This window comes from Spirosoma liriopis, from assembly GCF_023196085.1.
Taxonomy (GTDB): domain Bacteria; phylum Bacteroidota; class Bacteroidia; order Cytophagales; family Spirosomataceae; genus Spirosoma; species Spirosoma oryzicola.
This window is the reverse complement of record NZ_JALPRF010000002.1, coordinates 1,247,201-1,271,749: the sequence shown is the minus strand read 5'-3', so window position 1 is coordinate 1,271,749 and position 24,549 is coordinate 1,247,201. Positions and strand designations below refer to the sequence as shown.

General features: G+C 50.5%; 20 protein-coding genes. 5 read left to right on the top strand and 15 right to left on the bottom strand.

Annotation, left to right across the window (positions count from 1 at the left end; translation table 11 throughout):
• The first annotated feature begins 9 nt into the window (after positions 1-9).
• Together M0L20_RS14260 and topA are read left to right on the top strand one after the other, a co-directional pair.
• Positions 10-2,409: a hypothetical protein gene (locus tag M0L20_RS14260; protein ID WP_248477607.1), complete on the top strand. Its 2,400-nt coding sequence runs from the start codon at positions 10-12 to the stop codon at positions 2,407-2,409.
• A gap of 364 nt (positions 2,410-2,773) precedes the next feature.
• On the top strand, positions 2,774-5,446 hold the full coding sequence (topA, locus tag M0L20_RS14255) for a type I DNA topoisomerase (RefSeq protein WP_248477606.1): 2,673 nt from the start codon (positions 2,774-2,776) through the stop codon (positions 5,444-5,446).
• Between the two features lie 61 nt (positions 5,447-5,507).
• Here topA and M0L20_RS14250 read toward each other — a convergent pair whose 3' ends face one another.
• From M0L20_RS14250 to apaG, 3 genes are all read right to left on the bottom strand, one after another.
• Positions 5,508-6,869, bottom strand: a complete 1,362-nt coding sequence (locus tag M0L20_RS14250) for a monooxygenase (protein ID WP_248477605.1) — start codon at positions 6,867-6,869, stop codon at positions 5,508-5,510.
• Between the two features lie 100 nt (positions 6,870-6,969).
• Positions 6,970-7,743 carry an O-methyltransferase gene (locus tag M0L20_RS14245; RefSeq protein WP_248477604.1) on the bottom strand — a complete coding sequence of 258 codons (774 nt, stop codon included), beginning with the start codon at positions 7,741-7,743 and terminating at the stop codon, positions 6,970-6,972.
• Positions 7,744-7,800: 57 nt separating this feature from the next.
• Positions 7,801-8,187, bottom strand: coding sequence for a Co2+/Mg2+ efflux facilitator ApaG/CorD (apaG, locus tag M0L20_RS14240; RefSeq protein WP_232561583.1), 387 nt, complete (start codon positions 8,185-8,187; stop codon positions 7,801-7,803).
• A 143-nt stretch (positions 8,188-8,330) separates the two neighbouring features.
• On the opposite strand from apaG, the gene ung reads away from it, so the two are divergent.
• Positions 8,331-8,996: a uracil-DNA glycosylase gene (gene ung, locus M0L20_RS14235; RefSeq protein WP_248477602.1), complete on the top strand. Its 666-nt coding sequence runs from the start codon at positions 8,331-8,333 to the stop codon at positions 8,994-8,996.
• A gap of 12 nt (positions 8,997-9,008) precedes the next feature.
• Here the strand turns inward: ung and M0L20_RS14230 are convergent, their stop codons facing one another.
• From M0L20_RS14230 to M0L20_RS14185, 10 genes are all read right to left on the bottom strand, one after another.
• A complete protein-coding gene (locus M0L20_RS14230; RefSeq protein ID WP_248477601.1) occupies positions 9,009-10,004 on the bottom strand; it encodes an N-acetylmuramoyl-L-alanine amidase family protein in 996 nt (331 codons plus the stop codon).
• Between the two features lie 152 nt (positions 10,005-10,156).
• Positions 10,157-11,329, bottom strand: coding sequence for a signal peptidase I (lepB, locus tag M0L20_RS14225; RefSeq protein ID WP_232561580.1), 1,173 nt, complete (start codon positions 11,327-11,329; stop codon positions 10,157-10,159).
• A 112-nt stretch (positions 11,330-11,441) separates the two neighbouring features.
• Positions 11,442-12,188 carry a 4-hydroxy-tetrahydrodipicolinate reductase gene (gene dapB / locus M0L20_RS14220; protein WP_248477600.1) on the bottom strand — a complete coding sequence of 249 codons (747 nt, stop codon included), beginning with the start codon at positions 12,186-12,188 and terminating at the stop codon, positions 11,442-11,444.
• Positions 12,189-12,265: 77 nt separating this feature from the next.
• Entirely contained in the window at positions 12,266-13,057 is a 792-nt protein-coding gene (locus tag M0L20_RS14215) for a DUF5683 domain-containing protein (protein ID WP_232561578.1), read from the bottom strand.
• A gap of 304 nt (positions 13,058-13,361) precedes the next feature.
• Complete coding sequence (locus M0L20_RS14210) at positions 13,362-13,772, bottom strand: hypothetical protein (protein WP_248477599.1); 411 nt, start codon at positions 13,770-13,772, stop codon at positions 13,362-13,364.
• A 182-nt stretch (positions 13,773-13,954) separates the two neighbouring features.
• Positions 13,955-14,875, bottom strand: a complete 921-nt coding sequence (locus tag M0L20_RS14205) for a ParB/RepB/Spo0J family partition protein (protein ID WP_232561576.1) — start codon at positions 14,873-14,875, stop codon at positions 13,955-13,957.
• A gap of 87 nt (positions 14,876-14,962) precedes the next feature.
• Entirely contained in the window at positions 14,963-15,745 is a 783-nt protein-coding gene (locus M0L20_RS14200) for a ParA family protein (RefSeq protein WP_232561575.1), read from the bottom strand.
• Positions 15,746-15,914: 169 nt separating this feature from the next.
• Positions 15,915-16,952, bottom strand: a complete 1,038-nt coding sequence (locus M0L20_RS14195) for an SPASM domain-containing protein (protein ID WP_248477598.1) — start codon at positions 16,950-16,952, stop codon at positions 15,915-15,917.
• A 103-nt stretch (positions 16,953-17,055) separates the two neighbouring features.
• Positions 17,056-18,054 (bottom strand): hypothetical protein, encoded by a 999-nt coding sequence (locus M0L20_RS14190; RefSeq protein WP_248477597.1) that lies wholly within the window; start codon positions 18,052-18,054, stop codon positions 17,056-17,058.
• A 215-nt stretch (positions 18,055-18,269) separates the two neighbouring features.
• The gene (locus M0L20_RS14185) at positions 18,270-20,237 is read right to left on the bottom strand and encodes an alpha-amylase family protein (protein WP_248477596.1); all 1,968 of its coding nucleotides are present in this window, start codon (positions 20,235-20,237) and stop codon (positions 18,270-18,272) included.
• A 60-nt stretch (positions 20,238-20,297) separates the two neighbouring features.
• Between M0L20_RS14185 and M0L20_RS14180 the strand changes: the two genes are divergently transcribed.
• Positions 20,298-21,479 (top strand): NAD(P)/FAD-dependent oxidoreductase, encoded by a 1,182-nt coding sequence (locus M0L20_RS14180; RefSeq protein ID WP_248477595.1) that lies wholly within the window; start codon positions 20,298-20,300, stop codon positions 21,477-21,479.
• Between the two features lie 14 nt (positions 21,480-21,493).
• Here the strand turns inward: M0L20_RS14180 and M0L20_RS14175 are convergent, their stop codons facing one another.
• Entirely contained in the window at positions 21,494-22,771 is a 1,278-nt protein-coding gene (locus tag M0L20_RS14175; protein ID WP_248477594.1) for a sensor histidine kinase, read from the bottom strand.
• A 335-nt stretch (positions 22,772-23,106) separates the two neighbouring features.
• Between M0L20_RS14175 and M0L20_RS14170 the strand changes: the two genes are divergently transcribed.
• Positions 23,107-23,592, top strand: coding sequence for a response regulator (locus M0L20_RS14170; protein ID WP_232561569.1), 486 nt, complete (start codon positions 23,107-23,109; stop codon positions 23,590-23,592).
• Between the two features lie 23 nt (positions 23,593-23,615).
• On the opposite strand, the gene M0L20_RS14165 is transcribed toward M0L20_RS14170, so the two are convergent.
• Positions 23,616-24,443 carry a LytTR family transcriptional regulator DNA-binding domain-containing protein gene (locus tag M0L20_RS14165; RefSeq protein WP_232561568.1) on the bottom strand — a complete coding sequence of 276 codons (828 nt, stop codon included), beginning with the start codon at positions 24,441-24,443 and terminating at the stop codon, positions 23,616-23,618.
• Positions 24,444-24,549 lie beyond the last annotated feature (106 nt).

Genomic DNA, 24,549 nt, shown 5'->3' with positions numbered 1-24,549 from the left:
AATCATTCGATGTATTTTATTCGGAAACGGCTGCTTCTTCCTGCGCTGCTTTTGCTCAACGGCTTCCATGCGTCAGCGCAGTCGGCAGCCGGCGTGAGTACCATTACACAATCTTTTGATACATACCGTCAGCAGACGCTCCAGGAAAAGTTATTCCTGCACGTCGATCAGGCGGTACACTTCACGGGGGAGACCGTATGGTTCAAGCTTTTTTACGTCGATGGCAGTTTTCATAAATCACTTGCCATCAGCAAGGTCGCTTACGTCGAATTGCTGGATAAAGACCAGAAGCCGGTATTACAAACCAAAGTTGACTTATCAGCAGGAACCCGTAACGGTAGTCTGTTTCTCCCGTCGTCAGTTCTGTCAGGAAACTACGTACTTCGGGCTTATACGAGCTGGATGCGCAATTTCAGCCCCGCTTATTTCTTTGAGCAACCCCTGACGATCATCAATCCGTTCCGACCCCTGGAACCACCAACGCTTAAAGAGACGCCTAAACACATCGTTCAACTGTTTCCCGAAGGCGGTCATCTCGTGCAGGACCTGCCCAGCAAAGTGGCGTTTAGTGTAACCGATGCAACTGGACATGGTCTAACAGCCAACGGCTGGCTCCTGACTGCGCAGAATGATACCATCACCCGGTTCAGTACGCACAAATTTGGGATCGGTAGTTTCTCATTCACCCCGTCGGGCACCACCACGTACCGCGTTGTGATCAGCGACAGCAAGGGTAAATTCATGACGCAAGCCTTACCCGCCATTCAGGAGCGGGGTTATACCATGCGGGTGGCCGAAGCGGACGGCAATCGCCTGAACGTAACCGTTTATAGCACTGTTTCTGCGGCCTCGGCGGTGTATTTATTCGCCCATACCCGACAGCAAATCAAGGCCGCCGAGATGCGTTCTCTTCAGCGCGAAACCACTTTTACGCTCGACAAAAACGCGTTGGGTGAAGGCATTTCGCATCTTACTGTCTTTGATGCAGCGCACAAACCCGTGTGCGAACGGCTGTATTTCAAACGACCCGCTCACCCGCTGGCCATCGACCTCAAAACCGATCAGCGTCAGTATGCCTACCGGACCAAAGTAACGCTGGACGCGACGGTTCAGGCTTCGGCGAATGTTCAGAATCAGGCTGATTTGTCCGTAGCCGTTTACCGGGTTGACTCATTAGCCGCGTTTAAAGCGCCGGATATTTTAAGTTATCTGTGGCTTTCCTCCGATTTGCAGGGCTCGGTCGAATCACCGGATTATTACTTCCAGCCCGAAACCGCAGATGTCCGACTGGCAGCGGATAACCTGATGCTTACCCACGGCTGGCGTCGCTTTAAATGGGAAACCGTTTTAGCCGCCAAGAGTCAGTCGGTGCGCTTCCCGTTCGTTCCTGACTACAACAGCTTATTGGTTCAGGGACGCGTTACGGACCCTTCCTCAAACGCACCAGTCCCTAATGTACTGACGTATCTGTCAATACCGGGCAAACCCGTTCGGTTGTTTGTGTCCAAGAGTGATTCAGCCGGACGGATTCGCTTTGAGATGCGGGACTTTTACGGACAGAAGCAGCTCATCGTCCAAACGAACCCAACGGATAGCCTATACCACCTGACGATTGACAGTCCATTCGCAGACCAACCATCGACTACCCCCCTGCCCGATCTGCTTCTCGACGAACAAAAGGGCGAATCCATACAGAATCGAAGCGTGGCCATGCAAGTGCAGAACACCTTCTGGGGCGATCAGTCGTTGCGGTATCGGTACCCAACGGTCGATAGTACCGCTTTCTATAGCGAAGGTCGGGAATCGTACCTGCTGGACGCTTACACCCGTTTCCCGACGATGGAAGATATTCTACGCGAATACGTGCTGGGTGTCCAACCTCGAAAGCGGCAGGGCCATTTTCGGCTGATCGTTCCGAATGCCCCTTACCGGGAGTTTTTCGAAGAAAGTCCACTGGTTCTAATCGATGGCGTGCCGGTCTTCGACATGGATAAGGTAATGGCTTTTAGCCCGCTCAAAGTGCAGAAGCTGGATGTCGTCACGAACCGCTATTTTATGGGTCCTGCCACATTTCATGGCATCATCAGCTTTATGACTTACAAAGGCGATCTGGCGGGTTTTCCCCTCGACACTCGCCTGCTTAAACTCGATTACGACGGTCTGCAACTGCAACGGGAATTCTACGCCCCTCGCTACTCAACTCCCAAACAACAGGAAAGTCGCTTACCCGATGGGCGAACGCTGCTGTACTGGAATCCAGCGCTTCGCCCCAATGAACAAGGCAAAAGCCAGGTTGACTTTTACACCTCCGATCTGGCGGGTTCGTACCTGATTGAGGTGAATGGCCTTTCGGGCAATGGTAATGCGGGCTTCCAGCGGCTACTTTTTGAGGTAAAGAAAACGGAGTAACAGCCGGTAAATTGTCCACTAAAATAAAATTAATGCGTCCGGCTTAGACTCCGCTCGCTCGTTATTTTTTATAATAAAGTAAGCAATCAAGTCACATCGCATCGTACAACGTACCGAATTCTGGATAACTAAACCGTTAAGTAAAAGCAAAATAGAACAGATCAATCGCTCATTTTTTAAGCGCTACGAACACCCGATTCGAACGTTGCGTTGCTACATATTGTTAATAAACTACATACAATCTCCCGTTCCTATTTCGGCTTACATAACTTGCTTGGTTGCACAAGTCAGAACTTTTGCGTCTATATTTGGCGCGGTCGATGAGGAAAGGATTGTGGAGATACCATCAACCTGAACACCAACTATGTCGAAAAACTTAGTCATTGTGGAGTCGCCGGCGAAGGCGAAAACCATAGAAGGCTATCTGGGTAAGGACTTTACGGTGAAGTCTAGCTTTGGTCACGTGCGGGATCTGCCTAAAGATGGGCTGGCCGTGGACGTGACAAACGGCTTTCAACCGTCTTACGAAATTTCGCCCGACAAAAAGAAGTTAGTTAGTGAATTAAAGTCGCTGGCTAAATCGGCCGAAGAAGTGTGGCTCGCGACAGATGATGACCGCGAAGGAGAAGCCATTTCGTGGCACCTCAAAGAAGCACTCGGCCTGCGCGACAATACCAAGCGCATTGTTTTCCGCGAAATCACGAAGAACGCTATCCAGAATGCCATCAAATCGCCCCGCACCATTGATGTTGACTTAGTAAATGCGCAGCAGGCTCGTCGTGTACTCGACCGGCTGGTGGGTTACGAGTTATCGCCGGTATTGTGGCGCAAAATCAAAGGCGGCAGCGCTGGCTTATCGGCTGGCCGGGTGCAATCGGTTGCTCTCCGGCTCGTGGTTGAGCGCGAACGGGAAATCGACAAACACCAGTCGAAATCGTCGTTTAAAGTAACGTCGCAGTTTATTGTGGACGGCAGCAAAGTGCTCAATGCCGAACTGCCCAAAAACTTTGCGACGGCGGCAGAAGCCCGGTCTTTTCTGGAAGCCTGCCTTGGCGCAACGTTCTCCATCAAAAACCTGGAGGTAAAACCCGCCAAGAAATCCCCTGCTCCACCGTTTACAACGTCAACGCTGCAACAGGAAGCTTCCCGTAAGCTCGGCTACGCGGTTGACCGTACGATGCGTATTGCACAGAATCTGTACGAAGCCGGTAAGATTTCGTACATGCGGACGGACTCGACCAACCTTTCGCAGGAAGCCATCGAAAAGGCAAAAACAGAGATCGAAACGGAGTTTGGCCAAAACTACGTGCAAACCCGCCAGTTCAAGACGAAAAACGAATCGGCGCAGGAAGCCCACGAAGCCATTCGTCCGACGAACTTTAATGACCGTGACGCGGGTGCCGACCGCGACCAGAAACGTCTGTATGAACTGATCTGGAAGCGGGCGATTGCTTCCCAGATGGCTGACGCACAGCTCGAACGGACGACGGTTACCATTAGTATCCGGTTTGCGAACGGCGCAACGACAACGATCACAACCCACGTTGATGATAGTCCATTTGCCGATACCGAGCAAAAGGCACCAGCCCGAACCTTCCCCAGCGAACTCGTTGCACAGGGTGAAGTAATTAAGTTTGACGGCTTTTTGCGCGTTTACCTCGAATCGAAAGATGATGAGGATGACGAAGATGCGAAAGGAATGCTTCCTCCGCTTCGGGTTGGGCAGACGCTGGACCTCGGCCAGATGAAAGCTACCGAGAAGTTTTCGCGTCCGCAACCACGCTACGCAGAAGCCTCGCTGGTTAAAAAGCTCGAAGAAATGGGTATTGGGCGGCCATCGACCTACGCGCCAACCATCTCGACAATCATCAACCGGGGCTACGTTATCAAGCAGGATAAACCCGGTCAGGAGCGCAAGTACCTCGAATATACGCTTCAGAAAAACCAGATCAGCGAAACCAGTGGCAAAGAAACTTACGGTTCCGAAAAGGCTAAACTGTTCCCAACGAATACGGGGATTGTGGTCAATGATTTCCTGGTCGAGTATTTCCCTGACATCGTAGATTACAAGTTCACGGCGACGGTGGAGAAAGATTTCGATGAGATTGCCGACGGACGCATGAACTGGCAGAAAATGCTGGAAGGTTTCTACGGCGATTTTCATAAAAATATCGAAGAGATTCAGGGGTCATCGGTTGTATCGTTCAAAACGGGAGCGCGTGAACTGGGCATCGATCCACGAACGGGCAAGAAAGTTTCGGCCCGCTTAGGACGCTACGGAGCCTACGCACAGATCGGCGAATCGACCGACGACGAAAAACCACAGTACGCGAATCTGCGCGACGGTCAGCTGATCGAAACGATTACGTTGCAGGAAGCGCTTGACTTATTTGCCTTACCGCGCGAAGTCGGTTTCTTCGAGGACAAACCAATGACGATTGGCATTGGCAAGTTCGGCCCGTACGTGAAGCACGACGATAAGTACGTGTCATTGACGAAGGAAGACGATCCGTATTCGATTGATGAAAATCGGGCTATTGAGCTGATTCAGGCGAAACGTGCGGAATCGGTCAGCGAAGCGCTGGGCGAATTTGAAGGCAAACTCGTCACAACCGGCAAAGGTCGTTTTGGTCCTTACGTTAAGTATGAAGATAAGTACGTTTCCTTACCACGTAACGAGTCGCTGGCGGGCTTGACACTGGAGCGGGCGATTGAACTGATTCAGGCGAAGCGGCAAGCCGAAGCCAACAAATACATCAAAGAGTTTCCCGAAAATCCGGCGATAAAAGTAGTCAACGGGCAATACGGTCCGTATCTGGCAGTAGGGAAGCGGAACGTCAAGATTCCCAAGGATGTTGACCCCGCTACGCTCACGCTGGAAGATTGTTTAGCACTGGCAGGCGACGATCCGGCAGCGGCTAAGGCACCAGCAAAAAAAGCGGCTGGAACCAAGGCTAAAGCGACCGAAACAACAGCGAAGAAGCCAGCAGCCAAAAAGACGACGACAACGGCAAAAAAGACACCGTCGAAAAAGTAAAAGCAAATCCCGTAGTCAGGTGGCTACGGGATTTGTCTTGTTAATGGGTTTTGCTTACTTCTTACTCGTAGTAATAGCCGAAGATTATCCCCATTTCGTCCTCACTGGTCAAACCAAAGTTGACGGTTTTGCTGGTCGTATTGTTGTACGTTATTTCTGAAGTCAGTCCTTCTCCCTTCTGCAAAAGAATCGGCGATCGAAACGTTACAATGTCAGGGTGTTCCCAATCAGTAGATGTGTAGACAATCTCCCCATCCCGGCTCCCTCCTTTAATCTTGATGACGAATTTTTCGCCCAATTTGTGCATGTGCGACGTTAAAGTCAGCACCTTGCGTGGCTTATCGAAAACAAACGATTTCGTCAGCGTCACTCGTTTATTGGCCGGAATCGCTAGGTTTGAGTTGTTCAGGTCGAGCGTCTTGACAACCTGTTGCACCTTCGATTTATCGACAGTGTAGAGATTAATCTGTGCCTCTCCTTGCATCACCCCGTTCGTCTTATTAACGTAGTGCGAGTTTAAATCCAGCGACGTACCAGCCGGGATCAGCAAAGCGGTTCCTTCCGGAAATGTGTAATCCTGGTATTGCGCCTGCGATCCGGCCAGATAAACGTGGTTCGCCATTGCAAGCGCTGTTGTCAGGTTAAGCGACTTGTCGGCGTTGTGCAAATCCCGGACGTCGTTCAGGTTAGGCAGGAAGTTGGTATCCCGAAAAGAATAAGCTACAAAGTGGTGGCTGCCACTGCGCATTTTGGTTTCATACCGGTTGACATAAATAGCCTCGGTATTACCCACGGATCGACGCATAAACAATTCCCGCTCGACGTTCGACTGAATAGCAAACGCAGGAATCGCCAGTTGAAAGCCTGTTCCGGCAGCGGGTACGGACAACGGCTCGTACGTCGTTATCGCCGTGGTTTTATCGTCCAGCAGGGCCGCATCCGCTACGCTACCCGTTTTGGGAGCACCAGCATCAATCCAGCGACGGATAAATTCAATCTGCCCGTCAGGAAGCAGTTGTCCGCCCAATGGCATCGGATTGCCGTACTGTTTGCCCGTGTGGTGGCTGGCCGTAACGGTCAACTTATGGTAGAGTAGACTTTCCAGAGAAGCAAACGCTTTTACCCGTTTCAGCCCATCCGCTTTGGCCGCACTGTTTTTGGGATCAACACCGACCAGATTCTGATAAGCAAACCCCTCGGCTAATACCAGGCCATGCTGTGCAAAACTAGCATCTTTTTCGGACGCGTGACAACCGGACGACGCACAGGAAGGCGTAAGGATTTTTTGCTGAATGAGATCGAATGAAGCAGTGACAGTTGGGTCTGTGGATTCGTTACCCGACTTGGTACAAGCACTTCCATTGAGCAACAACCACCCGGCAAAAATGCCGAAAGTTAAGCGGGTAAAGGTTAACGATTTCATATAAAGACAGGCTCGGAATTATGCAGAAACACAACGACAAGTTAGCATCTTTTCTTACCTGTTCCGCGCAAAAGCTAAGTAGAATTACGGGGTAATCGTCTCAGAAGCGGAGAATAAAATCCTGCCGGGGTTGCTCCTGCCGAAAAAACACAAGCCCAATCCAGAACAGATCGACCGTTACGCTTACCGACGGATGCGCTTTTATGTACTCCCAGGCCTGTTCCATTTCAGCCGACCAGTGAATATCATCAAACACAAACACCGTATCGTTATAAATCTTCGTCAGGCAGATTTCGAAATACCGAATCGTAGGTTCGTAGCGATGATTGGCATCAAAAAACACGAAGTCGATCGACGGAAACTGGGTTATCTGCGCAGCCAGTGTTTCTTCAAGATTACCGACAACAATCTCGACATTCGGAATCCCTAACTCGTCGAAGTTTTGCCGGGCAACAGCCGCTGTCTGCGGACATCCTTCAAACGTCAGCACACGACCGGCTTGAGCAGCCTGCGCCATGTAGGCCGTTGTGATGCCAAGCGATGTTCCCAGGTCAAGGATATTTTTAGCCTCAAACCGACGAATAAGCCGAAACAGCAACCTCCCAAAACGGGCCGACTTCTGCGAATTGCGGGCAATGTCGCCAATCGTTCGTTGGCGGGATGCGTTTACTTTGGAGCCTGCCCCAAAATCCGTGACGGTAATCGACTGTCGATTGGCACGCAGTTTTTTCTGTAGCGCCTTGAGGGGCTTGAAAACAGCGTCTGAGCGATTATCGGCCCGAACAATTCGGGTGTAAAGCGCGAATAAAAAAGGCGAGTGTAGTGAATGTTCGTCGCGAGCGCGAGCGAGATAACGAATGTAAGCGCGAATCAAAAACGTGAAGACTGAAGACCGCTCCGGCGCAGTCTGACCAGCGCGGCACGGTGAGAATTAATTCAATTTGTAAGGGACGATCATGGTGAATTCTGGAATCGCTACGCGAACCTGTTTCCCATCAATGATTCGTTCGACAAGGTACGTACCAGCCATTTTGCCCATGCTTGAGCGCAGGTTGCAGCCGGACACGTACTGATGTACTTCGCCCGGTTCAAGCACGGGTTGTAGTCCAACAACACCCTCTCCTTCCACTTCCCGGACAGTCCCGTTGGAATCAAAAATAGTCCAATGCCGGCGGAGCAACTGTATGGTGTAGTCGCTGGCATTCTCGATTGTAATCCGGTAAGTAAACACGTAGTGTGCTTGCAGCGGACTTGAGTAATCTGATTGATACTCGGTCTTCACGCTTACCTTTACGCCTTCTGTGACTGACGATACCATAAATTTAGTGTCGTTTGCAACCTTAAAACGAAAATTAAGTTGATTAGTTTTGTTACGCAAGAACAGTCTCAAAAAAATTTTTAGGGAGTGGTTTCTGGCGTTTGTAGGCCTATAATGCCGAATCACTCTTATCAGTTCCCTACATGAATGTATCAATTGCAGAATCCTGGCAAACGCGGTTACAGCCCGAATTTGATAAGCCTTATTTTGTTCAACTAGCTGAATTTTTGCGGCAGGAATACAGCACTCAACGCGTGTACCCCCCCGGTCGGCTTATGTTCAACGCTTTCAACGCGTGCAGTTTCGACGATGCACGGGTGGTCATTCTCGGCCAGGACCCTTACCACGGCGAGGGGCAAGCCAATGGTCTGGCCTTCTCGGTAGCCGATGGTATTACCAAACCGCCTTCCCTAGTCAATATCTTCAAGGAAATTCAGGATGACCTGGGCAAACCCGTTCCCAAATCGGGAAACCTCGAGCGGTGGGCGCATCAGGGCGTCATGCTCCTCAACTCGACACTCACCGTTCGGGCAGGGCAGGCAGGATCGCACCAGGGCAAAGGCTGGGAAACGTTTACCGACGCAGTTATTAAACTAATCTCCGACGAAAAGGAGCATGTCGTGTTTATGCTCTGGGGCGCTTACGCACAGAAAAAAGGAGCGGTAATTGACTCAAAAAAGCATTTGGTTCTCAAGTCCAAACACCCATCGCCGATGGCGGCTCAATGGGGTGGCTGGTTTGGCAACAAGCATTTTAGCCAGGCCAACGCTTATCTGGAAAGCAAAGGACTCCCTCCTATCGACTGGTAGACTACGTTGCAATCATCGGGACGAATAGTCGGCTCGTACGCCTTCGCATATCCAGTTGGCCAATGCCTGTCGGTTGTCGGCGAGCAAAAAACGCCGTTGGTCTTTCTCGTTCCGAATGTTTCCTAACTCAATAAATACGGTAGGCGCCTGGCTGTTTCGAACGACATACAACGCGCTCCGGTCCGATACCGTTCCCAAATAATTACGACCCGGCTGGCTGCGCTTGTAGCCAGCCGTAAAGCTGCGGTGGATACTTTGCGCGAGTCGTTTACCCACTGCGCTGTTCTGATGGTGGTAGAAAAACACGTCAATGTTCTGACCGGCGCTGCGGCTATCGACATGAATAGTGATCATCCGCTGATAAGCACCCTTATGCTTGCGATGTAATCGATTGATGGCGTCCGTACACTGGCGCAAACGCGCTAACTGATTCAGCGGAATGGGTTGGTTGGGATAGGTAACTTCGTCGTGATCCAGCTTCAGCAACTTTTCGTTTCGTATACCGTCGTTAGGGTCGCGAATAATCATGTACACCGTCGCGCCGTACTCCATCAGCGCGCGTGCCAGTCGGATTGTAACATCGTAGGCGTATTCATCTTCAGGAAGTAAGGCTTTGCCGTAATGTCCAATCGCTCCCGGATCGGGACCGCCGTGCCCGGATGCCAGATAATACACGGCTCCTTTCAAGCGCTGGCTTTTTGCGGCTACGCGCGTACCGCCCAGGCCAGGTAGGGTCGCCACTGAAGCAATAGCGTCTGTTTTAACACTCCGCTTCATCGTTTTTCCTTTTACCAGCTTGCGCGTAACGGTTTTCGCTTTCGCCCGCTTGCGTGTTGCTTCGGCACGCCGTTTCTTACCGGGACCACGGACCGCCTGGCTGTCCGTTTCGCCAGCCTGTGCGCGTTGGTACAGACCTTGACCCAGGAAAGCAAGGATGAAAAACGAAACGAAAAAATAATTAACCGCGAAATTGCTCAGTCTTTTCACTGGCTTTATCGTGTGCTTCATACGTTGAGGATTGGTCTTTTGAGGTATTGATAAACCGGTATCGATCAATGACTGGCTGTTTGTAGAGAAAAACCCCAAAACTGCACTGGACCGACGGCGAAAACGGTCCTGTACAGTTTTGGGGTCTCGCGTTGAGCCCGGTTTTTCTTTTATTAATCGATTGTTCTGAACAATCGATTCCAGCGGATTTTATTCCAGACGTTGGCCGGATTAGGGTCCAGCGACATCCAGACAAATACGGCTTTACCCACGATGTGATCTTCGGGAACAAAGCCCCAAAACCGCGAATCGAGCGAGTTATCGCGGTTATCACCCATCATAAAGTAGTAGTCTTGTTTGAAGGTGTACGACGAAATGGGCTGACCGCCGATTTTGATGCTGGTTGGTGTTACTTCTACGTTCTCGTTGCCTTCGTACAGCTCGATCACTGGCCCGTAAAGCGCAATCGTTTGGGCATTGATCGGCGTCGAAGCACCTTTCTTCGGAATGGTGATCGGACCGAAATTGTCGTGATTCCATTTAAACGTCGGCGTTCCGTAAATGCCAGGCGACATTTCACCGGGCTTGTCGGTCATCGGTTCGATTCCTTTTACCCAGTCAAACCCTTTGAATTTAGCAATCACGTCTTCGGTGGTGTTCACCATGTACCCAACCATCGCTGATGTTTTGGTCGAGTCGTTGTACTGCTCCAGCGGCTTCCAGTTTTCGGTTGGCTGACTTGGATCGCGGTAATCATTCACGATGTCATATTTCCGGAAAAAGGTAGCGTCCAGCGTTTCGTTGGTTTTGATAAAGTACTTCTGCTCGGAACGGGGTGGCGTTGGAAAAGGCTTCCCGTTGACAAATACCGCCCGCTGCCGAACTTCAAGCACATCACCCGGAATGCCGATGCACCGCTTGATGTAGTTCGTTTTCAAATCAACGGGATAATCGATATTGTCATTGAGGTATTTAGGCGGCACATTAAACACGACCACATCGCCATTTTTGACGTGCGTGAAGCCCGGCAGCCGATACGATGGCAATTGGATAGCCGTGCTGTACGAAGGAATATCCGTTCCCCATATTTTCTGGTGCGTCAGTGGTACCTGCAAAGGGGTACGTGGGGTACGCGTGCCGTAGTGAAGTTTACTTACAAACAGAAAATCACCCACCATCAGGCTATTTTCCATCGAGGGCGTTGGAATCGTAAACGCTTCCATGAACAGCCACCGGATAAGCGTAGCGGCTACAACAGCGAACAGTACAGAATCGAACCACTCCCGAATGGGTGATTTTTGGGGTTTAACCGACCTTGTTTCGGTCTGTGTTTTGGTTATCGACACGTTAATTCAATTACTTATATGAGGTATTAATGATGCCTTTTTGCGAAATTACAAATACTGAGTCGTTTTACCCTAACCGCCCGTCATTTATAATCGCCTGATCGTGCAATCGTTATTCAATCGATCCTAACAAATCGTCCATACCGAAAACGCCCTGACGACCGATAAGCCACTCAGCCGCTATTACGGCGCCAAGGGCAAATCCCTGACGACTGTGCGCAATGTGCGTGATTTCGATTCGGTCAACTTCAGAATCATAACGGACGGTGTGCGTACCCGGTACGGTTCCTTCCCGCAAGGATTCGATCTCGACGGCATCGGTCGAATTGATGCGCGAACCCTTATCATCACCAGCCTCTTTCGTAACCCAACCTTGTTTATTTGGCAGGCCTTCCAGAACGCCTTCGGCTAACGTAATCGCCGTTCCGCTGGGTGCGTCTTTCTTTTCGGTATGGTGGATTTCCGTCATCGACACATGGTACGACGGATAATTGCGCATGAATCGCGCGAGCGTTTTGTTTAGGCGAAAAAACAGGTTGACACCAATGCTGTAGTTCGACGCGTAGAAAAAGGCTCCTTCTTTTTCCTGGCAAAGCTGCTCGATTTCCGTCCGGTGACTCAACCAGCCCGTTGTGCCACAAACAACCGGCCAGCCGCGTTGAAGACAGCTCTTGATATTGTCAACGGCTGACTCCGGTGCGCTAAATTCAATGACAACATCAACCGCATCCGCCGGAATCGTTTCCAGGTCAGCACGATTATGCGCATCAACACGAGCGGCAATCTGATGGCCTCGTTCGAGCGCGATCTGCTCGATGGCTTTACCCATTTTTCCGTAGCCAAGAAGAAGGATATTCACTTGAATGTATTTTTTAGGTTTATGGCTGTGGTTCTCTACCTATCGACGCTGACTGGCTGAGTTTTCCGCATCCGTACTTATTTGAACGTGAAAGCGACCCGAACACCCGGTACAAAGCCTGCTCCAGGAACAGGCAACACCCTAGGTTCGACGCGCATAGAAATATCGTCGGACAAATCGAAGGTTTTCAGGTGAGCCGCGACGTTCGCTTCAACAATGTTTAGGCCCCAAAGCGCAACTGACAGCAGAATGTTCATGTCCCGGTAGCGCCGGTACAAATCGTACCCGCCCTTGGCTCCTGTCGTTGACTGGATAATTTGACTACCAATTACGACCTGATCTACTTTTTCCTGAATCTCAGCTGGTTTTTCAATTGAAGCCGGAACCATATTATCAGGTAGTGTAATATATAAAGTTCGCCCATATAACAAGAGACGATACCCCTCCTCGGCTTGGTTAGCTAGCCCCCGATACTTAAAGAACAAATAACCCATTACGCCAAAACCAGCGTAGATGAATGGGATTTTATAATACTGACGATTATACGCTTGGCCAAGGCCAGGCAGGACCAAGGAACGAATTGTCGCTTTGCGCGGAACAATTTTTCGAATCTGAGCCTCTTGCTTCGCGGTTACCTGAACCGTATCGGTAGCCAACGAAGCTGAGTCACTTTCAGGTGTCAATACTGAGTTACCAACCCGGATACCATTGCGCCGAACGGCTGCTGGAATTGTATCGGTTGCCGAAGCACCCTGCCGAGTAGAATCAACCGCTGCGGGGGTTTGCGCGGGTGCAATGGCCGGGCGCTGAGCCAACAAGGGCGTCGTAAACAGCAGAACGGCCATCCATAGAAATAGTTGTTGTTTCATGAACAAACAACGACTAACCGTTCCTCTTTTCGACCGGTCTGCCACCCTTTTAAGGTAATTTAAGATATAGATCGTAGAAATCCCTTCTCCGCAACGTTCCGCTTTCACTAAACGGTATTATTTATTTAGTCTGCAAGTTACAGAAAGTTGGTGAATATGGTCACTGGCGGCTTGACGTTGTTTCGAGTACGCTTCCAGAAGCACTCTACACGGGCAGCGTTTCTGACTAACTGGTGTTCGCAGGAGAAGCGTCGATTCAAACCACAGCGGTCGTACGCGTGCCATTTGCAGCCCTTTCTTCTTTCTATCGTTTCGCTTTGATTGTTGTCACATTTCTAGGCGCTGTGTTATCAACAATAGTAATCTCACTGGTTGTGATTGTGCCGATATCACTGCTCCTGTAATAGATTGCGTACAGACTCGGATTGGATGCGTCACGCATCAGCTCAAAATCAGCGATATCATCGGTTCGCGTTGTTCCCGAAAAATTACTCGTCATTTTGACGTGGATATGCGTCATATCTACTTTAGTAACACCGAGCGACGCTGTGTATTTTGTGCCTGGGATCTTTGTGTCTGTAGCCGCGTCATTATAGGCAATGACTGGGTAATCACCGGTTAATCCGACTGTGAAATCAGGATTCAACTCCTGCTCCTTCTTGCCGCAACCGCAAAACGACAGAATGAACAGTGAATAGAGTAATGGTTTTTTCATACGGAGGTAAAAGATTCTGTAAGAGTACGCATAACGCAGCCAGTTGCCGAAACTACTGTACTAAGGGTCAATAAAAAAGCCCGGAGAAACCGGGCTAATTCAATCGTATCACTAATTTTATTCTTGAAAACAGGCTATTCTGACCGTTAAACGCATACTAACGCGAAAGTACGCTAGTCCAACTATGCCTGTGAGTTTAGTACTTCCAGAATTTTCGTTAGCTCCTCCTGCGAGGTAAAGGGTATCTTGATTTCGCCCTTGTGTTTTTCGTCAGCTTTAATGGATACTTTCGTACCGAACATCGATGACAGCTTGAATTGCAAACTGCGCATTTCCTGCTTGGGTAGCGTTACACGGCGAGTAGCAGCAGGCTCCAGCGTATCATCCGACAAGTTCCGAACGGCTTCTTCAACCTTACGAACCGACCATTCTTCGTCAACAGTCCGGTTGAACAGCCGAATTTGAGAGTCAGGATTTTCGATATTAATAATCGCCCGCGCGTGGCCCATCGAGATCTTGTTATCCCGTAAAGCCGCCTGGATCACGGGGGGAAGTTTCAGAAGCCGGATGTAGTTATTGACCGTTGTGCGGTTCTTACCAACCCGTTCGCCTAATTCTTCCTGCTTCAGACTACACTCGGTGATCAACCGCTGGTAGCTGAGGGCAATTTCAATTGAGTTCAGGTTTTCGCGCTGAATGTTCTCGATCAGCGCCATTTCCAGCATCTGCTGGTCATTCGCGGTTCGGACATAGGCCGGAATGTGCGTCATCCCGATTAGTTTCGATGCCTGAAGGCGTCGCTCACCCGCGATCAGCTGATACCGATCCTTGCCCATTTGCCGCACTGTGATCGGCTGAATGATGCCCTGAACCCGAATCGAGTCAGCGAGGTCCTGAAGCGCTTCTTCGTCGAAGCGAGTCCGGGGTTGAAACGGGTTTGTTTCAATCTGCGCCAGACTGATTTCAGTCATCGTACTGATGGACTCAAACGGCGACGGTTTTGTCTGCCGGTTGACCGCGTCGCTGTCATGCAACAGGGCACCTAAGCCACGGCCCAACCCTATCATCTTTTTATTCGGTGCTTTGGTGTTCGCGTTGTCCATACGAAAGGTATGCTATAGGATGCAGAACGTATGATGAGAGACCCGCTTTCAGCAGTCGTGCATCATCAGTACGGCATCATACATGGTTTAAACTTCATGCGGCATCAGGCCATTCTTAGCCAGAATTTCGCGGGCCAGATTCAAATAGCTGACGGCACCTTTACTGTCGGCATCCTGCGCCAGCGCCGGTACACCAAAGCTCGGCGATTCGCTAAGCCGGATGTTTCGCGGAATGATGGTGTTGAAAACCATTTGCTGGAAATGGCTCGTCACCTCGCCAACCACCTGGTTCGAAAGCCGAACCCGCAAGTCGTACATAGTCAGCAGAATACCTTCGATAGCCAACTGCGTATTCAATCGCGACTGAATGATCTTGATTGTATTAAGCAGTTTGCCCAGCCCTTCCAACGCAAAATATTCGCACTGGACCGGAATGATCACCGAATCGGCGGCTGTCAGACTATTGATCGTAATCAGCCCCAGCGACGGTGAGCAATCGATGATAACGAAATCGTACTCGTCGCGAATGCTATCGAGCGCTTCCTTCATCTTGTCTTCCCGGTTCTGGAGATTGATCATCTCGATCTCAGCGCCGACAAGATCAATGTGCGAAGGCAGCAAATTCAGGTTCGGAAAATCCGTCTGAATAATGGCATCCTGAGGACGAATTCCTTCGACCATGCACTCGTAAATACTAGTCTCGATTTCTTTTGGATTGTAACCCAGTCCTGAGGTCGAGTTGGCCTGCGGATCTGCATCAACAATAAGCGTCTGAAATTCGAGGGCGGCCAAGCTGGCGGCCAAATTAATTGTTGTTGTAGTTTTACCGACGCCCCCCTTTTGGTTGGCGATAGCAATGACTTTACCCATCGGTCTGTGCGTTGCAGTTCCAAATATGCCGGATAGTTTTCACGAATCCAAGAAATGTTCCACGGAATGTTCCACAAACTTATTGAGTGAAAATTGAACGGGTGATCGAATGAACAGTCAGCACAGACTTTATTCACTCAATTGCTCGTTCGCTCAGGCACAAATCTGTTCAGGCCCATACCTTCGTTCCTTCGGTACAGTTTCGGCACATCTCAATCTCGGAGCGGGAGCGTAGCAGGGTTTGACGGAAATCCTGGTAAGCCGGGCCCTGCCATAGATCGGCAAATGACTGATTCTGAAGATCGCCCAACCGATGATGAGCGTCTTTGTCAAAACAACAGGGTACAACCAGACCATCCCAGGTAATGACGCAGGAATGCCACATTTTCCAGCAGTGATCACCGAAGCCGTTTTTGATGGTGTAAGTCCCGTCGGCCTGAGCCGCGTAGCGACTATACTGGTCCAGCGTTGGAATCAGGTCTGAACCGTGTTCGTAATCATAAATCTGGGCGGTTTTTAGTCCTACTTCGTCCACACCTAGTTCGCGAGCCAGCTTCCTGACTTCATTGATCTGGTGTTGATTGGGTTTTACAACCAGAAACTGAAACAGGACGTGGGGCGTCCGGGATTTCAGTTCTTTTTTCCAGCGGATAATGTTTTTCGTTCCTTCAAGGACTTTTTCGAGCTTACCTCCCACCCGGTACTGCTGGTACACTTCCTGCGTCGTACCGTCGATGGAAATAATCAGCCGGTCCAGGCCCGATTCAACGGTTTTTCGCGCATTGGCGTCGGTCAGGTAATGCGCGTTGGTACTCGTGGCCGTGTAGATATTACGGTCGGTAGCGTAGCGTACCAGTTCCAGAAACTGCGGATGCAGATACGGCTCTCCCTGAAAGTAGAAAATCAGGTAAAGCAGCGTTTCGTGCAGTTCGTCGATCGTGCGTTTGTACAGATCTTCACCCAACATGCCGGTTGGCCGCGTAAAGGACCGCAACCCACTTGGGCATTCAGGGCAACGCAGGTTACAGGAGGTGGTTGGCTCGAATGAGACCGACATAGGCAAACCGCGATGAACGGACTGACCTAATTGACGAGATCGGTAGTAACTGGACAGTACCTTCAACGCATTGGCTACGCGCTTGGGCGTCAGTTTCGAAGCAAAGTTGAGTCCGTCGCGGTAACGCCCAACCGTTTGATGGCGATTCATGCGATAAAGGTAAGCCCGAAATTGGTAGCAACATACCACGTGGGCATGAGCCTACACGGCGTCGTCGCGCAACTTGCCCGGTAGAAATGGACAAATTCACCAATTAAGCGGCTGATCGAATTTTTAAAAAGGTAAGTCTCCTCCGTAACACCCGTTGACCGATAACGATCCATCTTGGCGCTGTCCAGCCAGCCAGAAACCAGATGACTGTACCGATCAGCAATGCCCCACTAACCCACGAAATCTCCGCTACGGTTAAATACAGGGCGGCAGGTCCGTCGAACACATAGTATCCGGGAAATAACAGGCTATTCAGGTACAGACGCACAGCCGTTGCGTACGTGTAGACTGACGTTAGGCCGAGTAGCGTCGACAGGAACCAGATGCCCACGACAGCAATTAACGAGGTAGTGACCGTCGCCGGAAGAGAGGTACGCCGACGTTGGGCCAATCCGCCCAGCAACACCATGCCGATCAATAATGACCAGCGTCCTGTTTTCAGATCGCGCCAGATTCGACCCGGCCAGTACGTAGCGTGGTGACGCACCAGCTGCTCGTAATCCTGGTCAATCCAGTATCGGTTCTTAGCTGCCCACCGCTGACGAATTTCGTGCTGCTCTTTCTCAAAGGTAACGATCTGGTCGGAGGTGGGAAACGGCACATCGCAGTTCGCCCGGTACCATCGATAAACCTGAACGGGTATGTTTAACAGCAGTACAAGCGCCCCCAGGAGTAACCAGCGTTCACCAATGTGCCGTACCAATACAAGTAGTATACCCGCTATTGCCAGCCAAACCAGCGTACTATCGCCCGCGATCAGGAAAGCCGCCAGACCGCCAGCAAACAGAGCAGCACCCGACAAGACGGCCTGCCAGGCCGACCATTTGTTTCCTTGCCCATACCGCCAGGCCATGTAGTAGCCGTAACCTAACGCCATCACCAGCATCGTGCGGGTAGTGAGCCAGATCATCAGCTTTTCGGTAGCACTCGGCGTCAGATCATTTAAGAGAACCGTTTGATACCCCAACAAAATAGCGGTCAGCCCGATACAAAACAGCCAGACAACTACTCGACTTACTTTCTGCAAAAAAAGTCTTGCCATTGGTACGCAGTTAGGATCCAGAATAAGACACGCTGAACGTCATAGAATACGGTAAACTTAACTAAAAACTACCGTATAATCACTATTTCGCCCGGTTAAATTGCATCCAACAGGTACAATGACACACCCTTCTACCTAAAAAACAACCCGATAAAGACGCCAGCACCAGCCGGCCCCTTATCGGGTCAAAAATGTACACGAAAGCGTAGATATGGTTAAACGATCTTCCAGATACGGCAGCCGCTGTCCGAGAAAAGCAGTTCGGCATTGACTGAATCCACGCCGGGTATCGACTCGGGCAGATTTCCCGAATAGGAAGCCGCGAAAACGTATCCGGTAGGTTCGGTATGTGTCCAGACTACGTAGTTGCTGTTGTTGTCCGGCTGCACTAGCCAGCGGGTTTCCTGCCCGGCAATGGCTGGCCAGATGCGCTCGGCGAACGTCCGCATACGCAGGATACTTTTGAACTGCTCTACGTTATGCCCCCACACGTAAGGCCCATGCGTAACTTTGTCGGGCTGACGATCATCGCCAATCTGGAAGACGTACAGCTTCGAGTATTCTTCGTTTATTGCCCGTTCGCCGTGAAGGTTCCGCAGTTCGAATCCTAACCCAACGTAACTAGGCATATCGGTGAGAAACAGCGCCGTGAAGTAGCGAAATAGATTACCCGTCCGGTAAAACTCATCGAAACGCGGGTCGTCTTTATCGGCGGTCATCACCGTAAAGTTGGGAGCAAACCGGCGCGTCTTTAAGTACTCGTAATAGGTCGCGAACTTCTGCTTAAAATCAACCGATCCGACTACCAACGATTGCAGGTCACCGAGTGTTGAATCGGCGTCAATGGCTTCCAGATGGTCCAGTTCGTCGCCGTAGCCCATCACATCAGGCGGAGCCAGAAACGTTTCGGCAAAAAAAGCAAAGTGAGGTGCTCCGTTACCCCGAACGTACCGTTTTATCGACCGCAGGGGATCGTAATAATGGCCGACCATTTCGGGAACACCTTCTGGCCGCATCTGCACGTGCGCCATGTCGCCCCGCATAAAGTCGAAATTATACGTTTGCTGACACTCCTGTACTTTCTGACAAATGTAAGCCCAGGCCGGGTAGTTGGGCCGGTCAAAGTCAAGCTCCCAGCGCTGGTTGTTGTCCTTTGACTCATAAAACCGGTAGCGGGCGAGTGGACCGAACACCCGCGACATGAGTTGCGGCTCGTCAAACTCGTATTGATACCAGGTCTGGCCGTATTCATCCAGCACAAAATCAGTTGGATCGATGTGTAGGCCCCGGTAAGGCGGAGCCATCGTCATGGAAACCGTTTCAATTCCTTGTGCAGTCAGGTGCCGAATCAGGCTAATTCGTCGTTGAAGCCGTCCCGCGTAATCACTCGGGTGACCGAACAGAACGCGCAGCCGCTGATCATCGGTCAGGACCGACAAGTCGGTCGAGAAGAAAACGTCTTTAGCGTACGTTATCGGTGAACCATCGGCAGCGCCCACGTACTTTAGATGCTGCCAGATAGCCTCTTCGGCGTATTTGTACACCATGCTCGAATGATCGGCGATTACGTCTATGTCGCGCCGTACCCATTCAAACAGCGACGGACAGGCCAGCACCATCTCCGAAAACCGGTCCGTATGGGGAATGACATCCATACCAACGGTGCGCCCCATCGCATGGAGCAGGTTCATTACTACTTTTAATTGCTTTTCAACAGTGTCCAGCGCTGGCACGTAGCGGGCCAGTTCTACATCAAAAAACTCAGGGTTGATCTGCCAGCTTACCATACCGTACAGGCTTCCAACCACACCTGGCTCCCAAATCGGCAGCAAATGAATGCTGTCGTGACTGGCAGGCAGCGTCAGCGCGTAATTGACAACCTTCCAGAACGAACCAACCGTGCGGACATTCACGCCAACCATATTGCTGCGCTTCAACCATTCGCCATCCGGCTTTCCTTTGACCGGACTAGGAATTGTCTCCAAGGGATTCAAGGCCAGCCGAAGCGTCTCATTACCCAGGCGCTTGTGCAGTATTTCCAGCGTTTGATAAACCGAAAATTGCAGCGCATAGGGCGGCAGTAGATTAGGAATAAAGGATGAATTTCCGGATTGATACGCTTCTGTGTAAACAGAATGGTTGAGTTGCCAATCGGCTTTCAGATCGTTGGACAGAATGGACATAGCGCAAATGTAAAATGCTTTTTATAAAACCAAATAGCCCCGTTTGTTGTCTATCCGATCATGCAACGTATTCCGAATGCGGTACGGACCGCAACAAGCAGTGAGCTGAACACCGATGTTGTCATCATTGGTGGCGGACTGGCTGGGCTGATCAGCGCGCTTGAACTGGCAAGGGCCGGTCATGCCGTTACCCTTGTCGAGCGAAAAACGTACCCCTTCCATAAAGTTTGTGGCGAATACGTTTCGAATGAAGTCAGACCGTATCTTCAGACCTTGGGCATTGACCCTACGGCGCTCCGGGCGGCTACCATCAACCGGTTTCAGGTATCGGCTCCTTCCGGACGGTCGCTGTACGCTCCGCTGGACTTGGGTGGGTTTGGTATCAGTCGGTATACACTTGACCATGAGCTGTATCAGTTGGGAAAAGCGGCTGGCGTACAGTTTTTGCTTAATAAACAGGTAGACGACGTATTGGTTACAAAAGATCTGTTTATCGTTTCGACCAGCGACCGATCAACGGGAGAGACTCAGACGGTAAATAGCCGGATCGTACTTGGCGCGTTTGGCAAACGAACGAAGCTTGATAAAACACTCGACCGGGCTTTCATGCGGCAACCGTCGCCTTACATCGGTGTTAAATACCACATCAAAACCGACTTCCCAACAGATCTGATTGCCCTGCATAATTTTGCGGATGGCTACTGCGGGATGTCGGCAATCGAAGACGACAAATACTGCCTATGTTACCTGACAACCCGGTCCAATCTACGGCAGTACGGCACGATTCCAGCGATGGAACGAGCAGTATTATGCCAGAATCCGCAGTTGAAAGCCGTCTTTGAGAATTCTGAGTTTCTGTACGAAAAGCCCGAAGTGATCAATGAAATTTCGTTTTCCCCAAAGCAGGCGGTCGAAAACCACATCTTGATGACGGGCGATTCGGCAGGGCTCATTACCCCGTTCTGCGGCAATGGTATGGCGATGGCCATTCATGGAGCCAAGCTGGCCAGTGGTCTGGCCAGCCGTTTCCTGAAAAACCAATTAACCCGTTTGGAACTCGAACAGCGGTATCAGCGCGAATGGTCCGCCCAGTTTGCCCGCCGACTCTGGATCGGCCGGACCGTCCAGCGACTTTTTGGTAAAGCGTGGCTATCCGAAATAACGGTGCAGGCGCTGGGCGTTTGTACACCTGCTCTGCGAGGCATTATGCAGCAAACGCACGGAACCCCGATTGCCGTGTAAACTACAAACGCTTGTCAGCGTCGGAAAAAACGAGGAAAACGAATGCGAATGAGCGTACCTTTTCCAGGCCCTGTCTCAATATCAATACTTGCCTCTAACAGTTCACACAACCGTTTGACAATATGCAAGCCCACCCCTTCCCCATTCGGTCGAATCGCATTGGGTTTGCGCGGAGGACCTGGCGCACCGCTGATCGGCTCTTCGGCAGGCACCCGGCTGTCAAACACGGAAGTACTATCCTGCGTTGGGCGTAGCGCTCCGACCAACGTTCCCAGTCCATTATCGGGAAGGCCCGGACCGGTATCCTGAACGCTGACCATCCACCGATGATCATCTTCTATCGCCCAGGAAACCGACACTACCCCCGACGCGGTGTAGGTCAACGCATTTACTAACAGGTTTTGGACGATCCGGTGTACTTTACCGGAGTCACTCTCGACAATGAGTTGCTCCGGTCCACTGGTTAACAGTGTTAATTCCTGCTGATCGGCCAACGGCTGTGTGCTCTCCGCTAGCTCCCGTACTAGTTTTGCCACGTCGAACTCGCTTACCTCAGCAACGTCCTGTCCGGCTTCCAGCCGCGCCAGACTCATCAGACTCTGTAGCATCTTTTCCAGATTGGCCAGGTTCCGGTTAAGCGTGTCCATCAGGCGGCTACGATCTTCGGCGCTGATCGTATCCAGATCAAGCATAAAGGCTGCTCCCTGCACAAGACCGACACTACTTCGCAAATCGTGACTGGACGTTCGCAACATGTCGTACCGCTGACGAACCAGTTCGTTTAATTGATCGAGTGCCAACTGAAGTGTGGTGGCCCGGCTTGCTGCGGCAGTCCGTTCTAGTTCGTCGTAGCGGGCTGCACTTCCAACAATCGTGTCTTCGTAGAGTCCCATCACTTCGCGGTGAGCCTGCATCAGCAATAGAGCATTCGCGTCTGGATACAGTTTAGCATAAGCCCCTAGCTCGTCAGAAATTCCGCTAAAGAGATGCCCGATTTCCTGTAAAAGTTCTCGGAGCGCGTAGCCTTTTTGCCAGCGATGCAGCCCATGCTCATTAGCAGTCTGCACGGGATCTAAATCAATTCGTTCGCCCCGTAATCGTTGTCCCAGTATATTCAGGAGGGTTGGGACCATGTCATTAAATTCTTCGCGGCTGAGTGCAGAAACCGTTTGTAAACTTGAGTCCCGTTCGCAGTTGGTACGCCACTCGTTCAAGATGGCTTCACGTCGGGCAAATAAGAAGGTAGCTAAGTCCGGTTTCAGCGGAGCCGACGGAGATGGCTCGTTTGTCATAGCGTTAGCGGGATTTGATACCATTGGAATTGTGGTTTGAATCAGTAACTGCAACAGACACTTGTGGTTTTCACGAACCATGTTCAGCCTACTTTTTCTCCCTACTATCGTTTGAACAGACTATCTTAAGTAGTGGATTTTCAATCCGTTAAATAGCTAGACAACACTTACTAACCTGTAGAGTGAATTCGATTAATGTTCATTAAAATGAGGCAACGGCCAAGCTGACGTATATACCTATCAGTATACTGCTTTTTAAACAGCGTCATTCGTCAATATTCTTGACTATATTGCTTATATTGCATACCAGTTTGACTTTTCTCTTCGACATAAAAATGAACATAACTCGTCAAGGTTTACCGATTAGCAACGCTAATTTTAAGCACGCCAGTTTGCTTGTCATTGAAGATAATGATGACCACTGGCATTTGATTCAGCTGGCAATTCGACGATCTTTACCGGAGGTTAAAGAGGTACGGGTAACAAATAGCGAAGAGGCTATTGCCTATCTGGATAGCTGCTTCCTGACTGGAGAAGACCTCCCCAAACTGATTTTGCTGGATCTGTACTTACCCGGACGTGAACAGGGGTGGAACTTACTGAAACAGCTTAAGCATGACAGTTCGTCCTACAAACAGGTACCGGTCGTTATCTTAAGCTATTCGAACAATCGGGAGGATATCACTGAGTCCTACTTCTACGGCAGCACATCATACATCACCAAGCCGACTGATGTAAAACAGTGGGAAAAATACATCCAGACGCTCCGTGTTTACTGGTGGGAAACGGTTACACTTCCCAATGACCGGCTGGTACTTTAATTAGGTCTCTGTCGTACTTCTTTTCAATCGAGAGGCAGGCTGGCAAATGTTAGCCAGTATTGGCAGATTTGTTTAGCGGCCTCTCCAAAGCCCATGAAGCCCGATTGGCAAACAACGGAATTAGCTCCGGCAGCATAGCATACTTCAACGTCACTGCCCGACGGCTCCCGAATGAAAATGACCGTTGGAATGTGCCGGAAGCGGTTGTTTTTCTTGATAAACTCCAGTGTGTTGAGCAATGACCAGCCGACATTGCGCACTTCCAGCACAATCATTGTCGGTAAGCTAAGGTTTTTCACCTGAGTCATCTGCCCGGTGAGCGAGGCACTCGTATCGAAATATTTGATTTGCATAGCCGGGTTCTGCTCGTTCACGACTTCGGCAAACAAGTGGCTCCGTCGCTCGTCCTGCATATAAGCAAACATAAACCGCTCGCGCAGGCTTTCCCCCCACGTTGGCTGCCCCGCAAAAGAGTTACCTACTTTTTTCACCGATTGACCCGTCAGCCCTCCCAGCATCACCGAGTCACCCAGCGGCTCGGGACACTGTAGCATCTCTGCCACTTCCAGCCACCGCCGACGGCTGACGGGCAGCTCATCACCGTTGGTCATCGTTACCGAGCCAGGAGCCTTGGCGCGTAAGGGTGCCGTCGAGTATTTGACGTAAGTCGGATTTATAATAACGGTTTTATGAATTCGGATGCAGGCCGGAAGCAATCCTTCAAAATACGTTAATGGCTTTGACACGAGTAATCGAGGCCGGTCTGTAAAGTGCACCCAAGTGTAGTTGCTGGCACCGGCAAGGTGAGTAATTACCGCTATGTTACTTATGATCTCCTCTATCTGCTTCATAAGGTACCAAGGAATTGATTAAGTCTTTTGTTTTCAGATAATTCCGACCCACCACCGGACAGGTCTTACTAAAGTTACTACTAAAAAATATACATCAAATTCGACT

What these genes read in the sequence shown, in the direction of transcription:
- M0L20_RS14260 (WP_248477607.1), top strand. Translation starts at nt 10, where the DNA reads ATGTATTTTATTCGGAAACGGCTGCTTCTTCCTGCGCTGCTTTTGCTC.
- topA (WP_248477606.1), top strand. Translation starts at nt 2,774, where the DNA reads ATGTCGAAAAACTTAGTCATTGTGGAGTCGCCGGCGAAGGCGAAAACC.
- M0L20_RS14250 (WP_248477605.1), bottom strand. Translation starts at nt 6,869, where the DNA reads ATGAAATCGTTAACCTTTACCCGCTTAACTTTCGGCATTTTTGCCGGG.
- apaG (WP_232561583.1), bottom strand. Translation starts at nt 8,187, where the DNA reads ATGGTATCGTCAGTCACAGAAGGCGTAAAGGTAAGCGTGAAGACCGAG.
- ung (WP_248477602.1), top strand. Translation starts at nt 8,331, where the DNA reads ATGAATGTATCAATTGCAGAATCCTGGCAAACGCGGTTACAGCCCGAA.
- M0L20_RS14230 (WP_248477601.1), bottom strand. Translation starts at nt 10,004, where the DNA reads ATGAAGCACACGATAAAGCCAGTGAAAAGACTGAGCAATTTCGCGGTT.
- M0L20_RS14215 (WP_232561578.1), bottom strand. Translation starts at nt 13,057, where the DNA reads ATGAAACAACAACTATTTCTATGGATGGCCGTTCTGCTGTTTACGACG.
- M0L20_RS14210 (WP_248477599.1), bottom strand. Translation starts at nt 13,772, where the DNA reads ATGAAAAAACCATTACTCTATTCACTGTTCATTCTGTCGTTTTGCGGT.
- M0L20_RS14205 (WP_232561576.1), bottom strand. Translation starts at nt 14,875, where the DNA reads ATGGACAACGCGAACACCAAAGCACCGAATAAAAAGATGATAGGGTTG.
- M0L20_RS14200 (WP_232561575.1), bottom strand. Translation starts at nt 15,745, where the DNA reads ATGGGTAAAGTCATTGCTATCGCCAACCAAAAGGGGGGCGTCGGTAAA.
- M0L20_RS14195 (WP_248477598.1), bottom strand. Translation starts at nt 16,952, where the DNA reads ATGAATCGCCATCAAACGGTTGGGCGTTACCGCGACGGACTCAACTTT.
- M0L20_RS14190 (WP_248477597.1), bottom strand. Translation starts at nt 18,054, where the DNA reads ATGGCAAGACTTTTTTTGCAGAAAGTAAGTCGAGTAGTTGTCTGGCTG.
- M0L20_RS14185 (WP_248477596.1), bottom strand. Translation starts at nt 20,237, where the DNA reads ATGTCCATTCTGTCCAACGATCTGAAAGCCGATTGGCAACTCAACCAT.
- M0L20_RS14180 (WP_248477595.1), top strand. Translation starts at nt 20,298, where the DNA reads ATGCAACGTATTCCGAATGCGGTACGGACCGCAACAAGCAGTGAGCTG.
- M0L20_RS14175 (WP_248477594.1), bottom strand. Translation starts at nt 22,771, where the DNA reads ATGACAAACGAGCCATCTCCGTCGGCTCCGCTGAAACCGGACTTAGCT.
- M0L20_RS14170 (WP_232561569.1), top strand. Translation starts at nt 23,107, where the DNA reads ATGAACATAACTCGTCAAGGTTTACCGATTAGCAACGCTAATTTTAAG.
- M0L20_RS14165 (WP_232561568.1), bottom strand. Translation starts at nt 24,443, where the DNA reads ATGAAGCAGATAGAGGAGATCATAAGTAACATAGCGGTAATTACTCAC.